This is a genomic window from Barnesiella sp. (assembly GCF_022723415.1).
In the GTDB taxonomy this organism is placed as follows: Bacteria; Bacteroidota; Bacteroidia; order Bacteroidales; family Barnesiellaceae; genus Barnesiella; species Barnesiella intestinihominis.
In genome coordinates, this window is sequence record NZ_JAIJHU010000078.1 from 1 (window position 1) to 9,612 (window position 9,612).

The window sequence follows — 9,612 nt, forward strand, 5'->3', positions numbered from 1 at the left end:
CTTCGGAGATTTATGGGGATTCACCTCCTCCCCTGTGTTTTGCGCAGCAAAATATAGGGGAGGTGTCCGAAGGACGGAGGGGTTGAAAACGCCATCTCATTAGTCGGGTTATGGGATATTTATCCTCCACCCCTTGCCTTGTGGGTATTCTCCTTATATCGCCATATTGCGATGCAGAGTAAAGTGTAGGTATTACTACCGGTAATCCGATGCTAATGAAAATGCAGAATATCTCGATTTACATGCTGCCGTTTCAAATAGACTGGCCTTACTTATTTACAAGAAACCTGTTTTTCAGCCAATTGCGAACAGGCAAATCATAGAGTTTCAAACAAGCGTGTGCCACGCCGACAGACAAGATAAACGTCGATACGGAGACAAATACGTGCGCTCCCATAGATGCATCGGGATTGTGTGTCACCCACGCCATCTGCATATAGGCAAAGGGATAATGGGTAATATAGAGCGGATAGGAGATTTCGCCCAGATAATTGCATACGGCCACACTGTGTTTTCCCTTTACCTCGCTGCCGGCTCCCATCGCCACGATAACGGGGAACAAAAGGAGTATACATGCCGCATCATAGATACCGTTTTGCCAAGCATCGGTTTCGCCTCCGATACGAGGCATTACCAAAGCTGCAACGACAAGTAACGAACACCACCAGAAGCCGGCCTTTACCCGAATAAGTTTCCCTATACGAAACAGCAATAATCCTCCGAAGAATGGATAAAGCACCCGAACGATACCGATATAGACCTGTTCGGGGGTAATACTCCAACCTCCGATAACGGTATAAGCCGTAATGTCTCGATGGGCGAGCAACCCAAACACATCGAGATTAAGTGTCAAATCGAGCGTCAAAAACGCCGCAAAGGAAACAAAACAAACCAATGCGGTTTTGGAGAACCTACGGACGACCAAAGCATAAAGAATATTCGCCAGATATTCCCACATGAGCGACCAAGTAGGCCCATTGAGCGGATTGGTCTCTTGCCAGCCTCGTATATCCCAACTGGTAAGCGCCGGTATCATCGTACAGGCAAGCAGAAACATGAGCAGTACCTGCCACCATGCAGTTTGGTCTATAAGAGGGAAACGTTCGCAATTACCGAAATAGAACAACAATGCGCCTATTGCCGACCCCATGATTACCATAGGGTGCAACCGGATTAAACGGCGTTTGAAAAAAGCCAGAGTGGACATCTTTCCCCATCGATTGTCATAAGCATATCCGATCACGAAACCAGAAAGTACAAAGAAGAAATCGACGGCAAGATAGCCGTGGTTCAATATTTGATAAGCAGGACCTTTGGAATAAGTTTCAAACAAATGAAAGGCGACGACAATCACGGCAGCCACTCCTCGCAATCCGTCGAGAATAGCATAACGTGGTTTTTCGGACATAACCGCATCGGTGATTTTCTCCATGATATTATGCTGTTTTTTACGGGTACAAAAGTAGGACTCTTATTTTGATTGATATTTGCATATAGTTCGAAACTTTTGATTTATATTTACATTTTATATAAAACAGTCCCAGATGGAATCCAAATATTATCACTTGACAGGAGGTACGCACTCTTTTCTCGTATTACACGATTTGCTAAACCCGTCCGAGGAGTTTCCCATTCATACACAATCGGATTGGGAGCTTATCTACATTATCAGAGGTTGCGGCACATTCGTTATCGGCGATCAATCGCAACCTTTCACGAAAGATGAAATCTTTTTAATACCGCCCGACATGTTGCACGGTTGGATATTCGACAATAATCCCGGCAATGTGGTAGAGGATATTTGTCTGCTTTTCAGGAAAAACCTGTTTAAAGAACTCTCGGTTACGTTACCCGAAATAGGGCCGCTCGGACATCTCGACAGCCGGCAACACTCGGCCTTTCAGTTACGAGGCGATTTATTAAAAAATGTGAGGCATGAAATGCAGGAAATAATAAAAACCGACTCGCTCGGACAATTATCGGGAGTGATACGGATACTCGGACATCTGGCTCTTTCCGACGAGATGAATCCGACAGGAATCAATCGCCCGTTAAAGAAACGAGACAAGAAGATACAACAGATAGAGATTTATGTTTCCTTGCATTATAATCACGATATTCCTATCGACGAAATCGCCTCCCTCGTACACATGAACCGTTCTTCGTTCTGTGTCTTTTTCAAACGAATGAAAGGGATATCGTTTACGAATTATCTCAATACCTACCGTATGGATATAGCTTGTCGCCTGTTGTCGACGACGGACAAATCGGTCTCCGAGATAGCATACGGCGTAGGATTTAATAATCTATCTCATTTTTGCCGGACATTTCTGAAATACAAAGAAGTCTCGCCTACGAAATACAGGAACCGCATGGGGCATGGCCACTCGGACATAACCACGACTCCGGCATAATATTTCAAAGAAAACTACGGGCCATCAAACAAAAGGCGACCGCAATTTTGCGGTCGCCCCGAATTCATCTTTCAACAACAGAATTTACTTTTTTACATTCTTCTTTTCGCAGCAAGGAGCCTTAGCCTTGTCGCATTTGGCTTGTTTGCAGCAATCAGCTTTGTCGTTGCATTTTGCCTTAGAGTCGCAACAAGGAGCCGTCGCTTTACAATCTTTGCATTTGCAATCGGTGCAATTACACTCTTTCTTACAATCGGCTTTGCCTTTTTTGCAGCATTCCGTTTGGGTCTTACTACCGGTAGTCGTTTGAGCCACAGCCGGCAAGGCTATCATCGAAGCAGCGGCGATACACGCCATAACAAGAAACTTCTTCATAATTACTTTATTTTTAATAGGTGACTACTTTACAAAATAGAAAGCCAGTAAGGTTGCCTTAGTATCTCGGCATAGTCTATTTCGTATTATTTTACAACGCAAATATACAATGAGGAGATTACCGAAAAACCCAATGAATCTTATTTTTACCAAAAATCCTGTGAATAAAATCTATAAATAGAATAAAAATCATATCGATTACTATCGTCCTGCCTATCCGTGTGCCACGGAAGTCGTGAGTAAAAGACAAATCGCATTTCTGAATCGACGAAAAACCGTTGTCTATATTACTATTGCCAATACATTCGACTTTAATTTGCCTCGGCTATTTCCGATTTTCGGTAAAAAAGAGTATCTTCGTCATTCAATTATATACAGACAAACCGCATAAGAAAAGATGGACGAATGGTTGTCACGTACCCGGCTGCTGTTTGGCGATGAACCGATAAAGCGATTGCAAAATGCCCACGTCCTTGTCGTGGGGGTGGGTGGTGTAGGGGCTTATGCCGCCGAAATGGTCGTGCGAGCCGGTATAGGAGCTTTGACGATTATCGACGGAGACACCGTGTCCGAGAGCAACCTAAACCGACAATTAGTCGCTTTGCACAGTACATTAGGAAAACCCAAAGTCGAAGTATTGAAAGAAAGGTTTCTCGATATAAACCCTGATTTGAAGCTGACGGCACAACACCGTTTTATCGAAGAGGAAGATATTCCCGCTTTGTTGGAGGGCGGCGAAATAGATTTTGTCATCGATGCCATCGACACGCTGGCGCCGAAGGTAGCTTTGATCGCCTATTGCCTGCGGCATAAAATCAAAATCGTTTCATCGATGGGTGCAGGCGGACGCAAAGACCCGTCGGCCATACGGATAGCCGACATAGCCGATACCTACCATTGCGCTTTGGCAAAAGCGGTGAGATTGCGATTGCGGAAAGAGGGTATCTCCAAAGGTCTGAAAACGGTATTCTCCACCGAGCAGGCCGATCGTAACGCCATCGTGGTCGTGGAAGGAGAACGTAATAAAAAATCGACCGTCGGGACGATTTCTTATCTGCCGGCAATCTTCGGGTGTTATCTGGCGGGGCATGTCATCAGAAAACTAACAGAAGTATGATAGAGATAAAAAACATACACAAGAGCTATGGTTCTTTGGAGGTACTGAAAGGTATCGATGCCGTGATCGAACAGGGCGAAATCGTCTCCATCGTGGGGGCGAGCGGAGCCGGCAAAACAACCTTGTTGCAGATCGTGGGAACGCTCGACAAGCCCGATTGCGGGGAAATCTTATACGACGGCAGGCGGGTGGATAACCTCCCCGATAGGGAAATGGCGCGTTTCAGAAACGGTAACATCGGATTCGTATTCCAGTTCCACCAGTTGCTGCCTGAATTTACGGCTCTCGAAAATGTGATGATTCCGGCTCTCATCGGGGGGAAAAAACAATCGGATGCAGAACAGGAAGCCAAGCGGATACTCGATTTCCTGAGCCTGAGCGACCGACTGGGACACAAACCGGCTCAACTGTCGGGCGGTGAAAAACAGCGAGTAGCCGTTGCCCGAGCATTGATAAACCGCCCCTCTGTCATACTAGCCGATGAGCCGTCGGGAAGTCTCGATTCGAAAAATAAAATCGAATTGCACAAACTGTTTTTCGACCTGCGTGACGAGTTCAAACAGACGTTCGTCATCGTCACGCACGACGAGACGTTGGCTCGAATGACCGATCGTACCCTCTTCATGAAAGACGGCTCCATCGTTTCTCCCGCTTCTGTCGAAGAATAAAACAAGGCATACAAATGAAAAAGAGTTGGTTATATGGTTGCTCCTTTATCCTTTTATCTATCTTCGCAACGGCTTGCGGAGACGATGAAAAAGATATTTACGGCATCTTCTATGCCGACATCGTCACTTGCCATACGAATAAAGGCAATCCTTATTTCACCTACCAGACAACCGATTCCGCTCCGGTCGATACGCTTTATCCCGTTTCGGAAGTAAATAGCGATGACATGGGCGAGGGAGTGCGCGTATTGCTGCAATACCGCCCGATAGAAACGTTGTCGGAACACAAAAAGCAGGTAGAAATACAAGCGCTTTCGGCTATTCATTTCGACACGCTCCGAATAGTACCCCATGACAAAATCGACCAGTTGCCCGACGACACTCTCTATTTGCAAAGCGCATGGAAAACCGGCGACTTCCTTAATCTGAGGTATCGTATCGATTACCACAGCCGGCCGCACAGCATCCTGCTTGTCGCCGACGAAGCCGAACTTTCCGGCGATACCTTGAAAGTACAGTTGCGACACAGTCGCAACGACGACCCAGAGGGACATTGGAGCAATCTATACTCGTCGTTCAATATCTCGGCTTATCGAAGCCGTCCTTATACGACGCTGCAACTTTATGTAAATCAAGTAAATTTCAACTATAAATACTATTACTTTAAACTGAACTGATTATGGAAGAAAAAAAGGAAATCCAGATAGAATTGTCTGCCGAAGTAGCCGAAGGCATTTACTCCAATCTCGCTATTATTTCACATGCTCCGTCGGAGTTCGTTATCGACTTTATCCGCATGACTCCGGGTGCTCCCAAAGCTCCGGTGAAATCGCGTATCATTCTCACGGCCGAGCATGCCAAACGATTGTTATTCGCCTTGCAGGACAACATACGCAAATACGAAGCTCAATTCGGGCCTATACAAATGAACGATCCTCAACGGGGCGGTATGCCTCCTTTCATGGCTCCCGGCGGGGAAGCCTGACAACCGACAGGAGACGAATTCTCTCGAACTCGTTATCTTTTCGGGTGTGACTCGGAATAACTAATCTCGTAAAAAAGGAAAGACAATGAACATCACTTTGCAACAATGGCTTTCTCGACAGCCTTATACACAAACGACCGACAGCGATCGTTACTATACGCAACTGGCCAACCGAGTATATGACCTCGTAAACATATCTCCGTTGAAAGAAAGATTAACCGAGGAGGCCACCAAAAGTCTTTGTTGCGATGTCGTAGGTTATTTTGCCGATATTCTGTCCGGTACGGGACTGTGGGCAACGTTTCTCTCCCACCACCGTTCGCTCTACGGTCGTACCCTGCCATTCTTTCCCGCCGAGAATTACTACGACGGGGAAGTAAATCGGGAAGACCTGCGAGTGCTACTTTGGTATCTGCTTTGTACGCACGACTCCTTGCACGAGATTCTTTCCCCGCTCGACGATCGTCTCGTCGCAACGGCCGATACGATTTACGATCTGTTAGAGTCGGAATACGAAACAGCTCCCGACTCACCCTTGTTACAAGAATTTTGTCTTCCCGAACTGAACGATACCGATGACCCCGAATCCCGTTACCGGTTCGCCGAATGGCTCTTTTGGGATTCGTTTCTGTTGGGCCCTTCCAATCGTTCGCTCGCCCGGCAGCTTTCACACGAAGCACAGAGTAAATCGCATGGAGACAAAGAAAGAATCGCCAAGCTCGGCGAGCTGCGTCGGGAATCGCTATATACTCTGCCGGCCGGACCTTTGGCGCTCTTTGCTCACGAATGGGTCTCTTTGCTTTGGCAACACACCTTCCCCGAAGAAGCGGAAGAGAAAAAGGAACTGCACCCCTATTACCGGCAATTCACCCGAGAAACCGGAGGCATGCCTGTCAAATACATAGACTCTTACTCGGAGTTGGACAAATTTCTTACCGAAGGGATGCAATGGGGAGAGACAGAAGGCGGACACCTCTCGCACCTCGCCGGGAAAAAGAACTTTATTCTCTATGTCACGCCTTACAAAGGCATGCTCATCGCTTCGGATATAGCCCAATGCGTATGCGACCCTGCCAATCCTTGTTACGACCCGCAGGTAGCCCGGAGGGATGCACTGTCGCTCCTTACCGTACCCGGGCGATGCCCCATAGACCTACTCATCTATTTGTGCGAAAACCGACTACTTCCCGATGCCCGCTTTGCCGACGGAGACTCCGCACTTGTAACCGAAAACTGGGACTTCATCGCTCGCTGTCTTTTGCAGGATTATTACCGGGCGGTGTAAATACCGCTGAGTTTTTTTAATCCCTTCTCCCCAGCCGTGTCCCGTAGTATTATGCGATAGAGGAGAAGGGTACAAAGCTATCTTTGTGCCGAAACGAGAAATACCATTTTCAATCCTCTCCCTCTGCTCATCGTAGATGAGATAGGGGGAGTGCCCGTAGGGCGAGGGGGTGAATATCCGATATAAACCGACTGATGAGATAGCGCTTTTCAACCCCTCCGTCACTACGTGCCACCTCCCCTATATGGCTAACGCCACACCCCGCAATGCTACGGGGCACGGCAAGGGGAGGAGTTTAAAGGTGAACTGCCCCAAAAAGCTGGACAAGCTCCACCTAACCGAAAGTGTTTCATCTTATAGTTAGTATCGGATTACTTTGCCCGTTACCCGCCGTTTTCCTTTTGGCTTCACCGCCCGATAAAGGCGGAAAGAAATACATGGAAAAGTTGAGATGTATTCTTTCTTTTCCCCTCGGTAGCGAAAACAAAATGGTGTGCCTGATTTGGAGAATTCGGAGAAGAGTATTACCTTTGCATTCGAATTTTTATTCAGTTATTCGTATGATTCAACAGGGCAAGCATATTTGTTTCGGTGTAAGGCGCAGGGGAGTACGTGCGCTTTCGATCGTGCATGTCCATTGGTTCAGTGGCTTTATTTGACTGCCAATCGATTTTTAGGGGGATAATTTATAAAATCTCGTTTTCTTTTCCCCTTTTGCGGGCGAAAGCCCTATCCGGTTATTTTCATTCGTATAAACGTAGCTCGGATACGACGATGGAGTCGTTGTAGTCTGTGGCATAAAAGACAGTCAAATTATGTTTCGTATTTTGATCCTTTTGGTTTTGGGTGTTGGCGTAGGATATATGTTGCGCGGACGTTCTTTCGTCGGCGTGACGAAATGGAGCATACAGATTACCGTTTGTGTCCTGTTATTTGTGTTCGGGGTGTCGATAGGGTCCGATCGTAATCTCGTAGATAATTTTTACAATTTCGGTTGGCAAGCGGCTGTAATTGCTTGCCTCGGTGTGCTTGGGAGTATTGTGGCCGCTCGTGTAGCTCAACGTTTGTTTTTTAAGAAAGGAGGTGAATCATGAAAGGGAATTTGATGATTTTGGTTTGTTTCCTTGCTGGGGTATTTGTAGGGTTGGGCGATTTCGCTCCGGAGTGGTTGCTCGGTCATGATTTGCCTATAATTATTCTTTCGCTGTTGATTGTACAAGTGGGAATTAGTTTAGGTTCGAACAACGATTTACGCGGATTATTCCATTCGCTTAATCCCCGCATGTCTCTTTTGCCTGTTTTTACTATCGGTGGCACACTTTTATTTTCGGCCATAGGTGTTTTTTTGCTGCATGGGCGTGATTTGAACGATTGTTTGACGATCGGCAGCGGTTTCGGGTATTACTCGTTATCGTCGGTGTTGATAGCCGATATTAAAAGTGCCACTCTCGGTCCGCAAGGAGCTGCCGAGTTGGCGACTATCGCTTTGCTCGCCAATGTCATACGCGAGATGATCGCTTTGTTCGGTACACCCGTTCTCGCTCGTTGGGGTGGGAGGTTGGTTCCTATTTCGGTAGCGGGTATCAATTCGATGGACGTGTGCCTTCCCATGATCGTGCGAAGTTCGTATAAGGGAGAAGAACTTATACCGATAGCTATTTTACATGGCATAGCACTCGAAGTAAGCGTGCCGTTTCTTATTAATGCATTCTGTTGAGCGGTCTGTTTAAAGTTCGGTTATGCCATAAAAAAGAACGTATCTCGATCATACATTTGTCGAAAAATACGAGACGATGGTAGAAGAACCTTTTGTAAACTTGCGCACGGCGATAGAATCGACCCGCCAAGCCGTACTGCTCAAATACTATAACGAGCTGTTGGAGCTCGATCCCAAGACTCAACCGAAACAGATCACGGCGGTAACCCGCTGTGTCGATACGCTCGAACGGCACAGTCGGGAACAGGAAGAGCAACAAACCGACAACGACATCGACAAAATGATAGCCGAGGGACGTTTGCCGGGGGAATATGTGCAGCGTTACCGATGGTGTAAACGCGCGGCATACTATTTTTCGTCTATTGTCAGTGCCATTGACGAGACCGATGCATATGATTTGCCCGAGGGTGAAAAGCATCCTTATGAAGAATTTGCCAGTCGTTTTTGGGAAGAGGTCGCTCGTCGTTATTGGGCTGCCAAAGATGAGGTGAAAAAGGATATGGAGGAAAAACGCAAACAATGGAAGCAGGGGCGATTGGCGAAATGCAGCCGTCGCAAGAAGACCGGCAAATCGCTCCGGTTGCCCAAAGTTCTTCCTGCGCCGCCTACACCTCCGCCTCCTTCTCCCAAAGGATATTTCCCGCATCTGCCCGTTTCGCCGCAGCCCGCAACGGCATGGTGCATGGGATAGGAAAGAGGTTCTTCTAAACCCTTTAAAAATTTCTAAGCGATTCTTCTTAACCCCTCTCCTCAGAAACTGTCGTTTCTTCTGTGTCTCCCCCCTATACTCTACTAACGTAACAGGGGAGAAGGAGAAATACCCGCAAAGCAAAGAAAAATTAAAACAGCAGCAGAACGATGTTGTCGAAAGATTTCCACCCTCCTCCCCTGCTGTGCCCTGTAATGCTGCGGGACATGGCAGGGGAGAAAGGGATATGTCCGGTATAAACAGACTGATATGATGTTGTTTTCAACCCCTCCGTCCTTACGGACACCTCCCCTATCGCACATTCGTGCGCAGAGGAGGAGTACAACACATTTCTTAGCTTTT

General features: G+C 47.0%; 12 protein-coding genes. 9 read left to right on the forward strand and 3 right to left on the reverse strand.

Annotated features, from left to right (window positions below):
• Positions 1–268: 268 nt before the first annotated feature.
• Entirely contained in the window at positions 269–1,432 is a 1,164-nt protein-coding gene (locus QVD32_RS11880; protein ID WP_021891260.1) for an acyltransferase family protein, read from the reverse strand.
• Positions 1,433–1,544: 112 nt separating this feature from the next.
• On the opposite strand from QVD32_RS11880, the gene QVD32_RS11885 reads away from it, so the two are divergent.
• The gene (locus QVD32_RS11885; protein WP_021891261.1) at positions 1,545–2,414 is read left to right on the forward strand and encodes an AraC family transcriptional regulator; all 870 of its coding nucleotides are present in this window, start codon (positions 1,545–1,547) and stop codon (positions 2,412–2,414) included.
• Between the two features lie 84 nt (positions 2,415–2,498).
• On the opposite strand, the gene QVD32_RS11890 is transcribed toward QVD32_RS11885, so the two are convergent.
• A complete protein-coding gene (locus QVD32_RS11890) occupies positions 2,499–2,789 on the reverse strand; it encodes a hypothetical protein (RefSeq protein ID WP_021891262.1) in 291 nt (96 codons plus the stop codon).
• A 397-nt stretch (positions 2,790–3,186) separates the two neighbouring features.
• On the opposite strand from QVD32_RS11890, the gene QVD32_RS11895 reads away from it, so the two are divergent.
• From QVD32_RS11895 to QVD32_RS11930, 8 genes are all read left to right on the forward strand, one after another.
• Entirely contained in the window at positions 3,187–3,906 is a 720-nt protein-coding gene (locus QVD32_RS11895) for a tRNA threonylcarbamoyladenosine dehydratase (RefSeq protein WP_021891263.1), read from the forward strand.
• Entirely contained in the window at positions 3,903–4,574 is a 672-nt protein-coding gene (locus QVD32_RS11900; RefSeq protein ID WP_008862951.1) for an ABC transporter ATP-binding protein, read from the forward strand. The genes QVD32_RS11895 and QVD32_RS11900 overlap by 4 nt, the downstream gene beginning before the upstream one ends.
• 14 nt (positions 4,575–4,588) lie before the next feature.
• Positions 4,589–5,251, forward strand: a complete 663-nt coding sequence (locus QVD32_RS11905) for a NigD1/NigD2 family lipoprotein (protein ID WP_021891264.1) — start codon at positions 4,589–4,591, stop codon at positions 5,249–5,251.
• Positions 5,252–5,253: 2 nt separating this feature from the next.
• Positions 5,254–5,559, forward strand: coding sequence for a DUF3467 domain-containing protein (locus QVD32_RS11910; protein WP_008862949.1), 306 nt, complete (start codon positions 5,254–5,256; stop codon positions 5,557–5,559).
• An 85-nt stretch (positions 5,560–5,644) separates the two neighbouring features.
• Positions 5,645–6,844, forward strand: a complete 1,200-nt coding sequence (locus QVD32_RS11915) for a DUF3843 family protein (RefSeq protein WP_118686996.1) — start codon at positions 5,645–5,647, stop codon at positions 6,842–6,844.
• A gap of 815 nt (positions 6,845–7,659) precedes the next feature.
• Positions 7,660–7,938, forward strand: coding sequence for a LysO family transporter (locus tag QVD32_RS11920; protein WP_008862947.1), 279 nt, complete (start codon positions 7,660–7,662; stop codon positions 7,936–7,938).
• Positions 7,935–8,561 (forward strand): LysO family transporter, encoded by a 627-nt coding sequence (locus tag QVD32_RS11925; protein WP_021891267.1) that lies wholly within the window; start codon positions 7,935–7,937, stop codon positions 8,559–8,561. The genes QVD32_RS11920 and QVD32_RS11925 overlap by 4 nt, the downstream gene beginning before the upstream one ends.
• A gap of 76 nt (positions 8,562–8,637) precedes the next feature.
• The gene (locus QVD32_RS11930; RefSeq protein ID WP_021891268.1) at positions 8,638–9,252 is read left to right on the forward strand and encodes a hypothetical protein; all 615 of its coding nucleotides are present in this window, start codon (positions 8,638–8,640) and stop codon (positions 9,250–9,252) included.
• A 148-nt stretch (positions 9,253–9,400) separates the two neighbouring features.
• On the opposite strand, the gene QVD32_RS11935 is transcribed toward QVD32_RS11930, so the two are convergent.
• A partial coding sequence (locus QVD32_RS11935; RefSeq protein ID WP_287710256.1) for a hypothetical protein occupies positions 9,401–9,612 on the reverse strand: 212 nt, incomplete at its 5' end.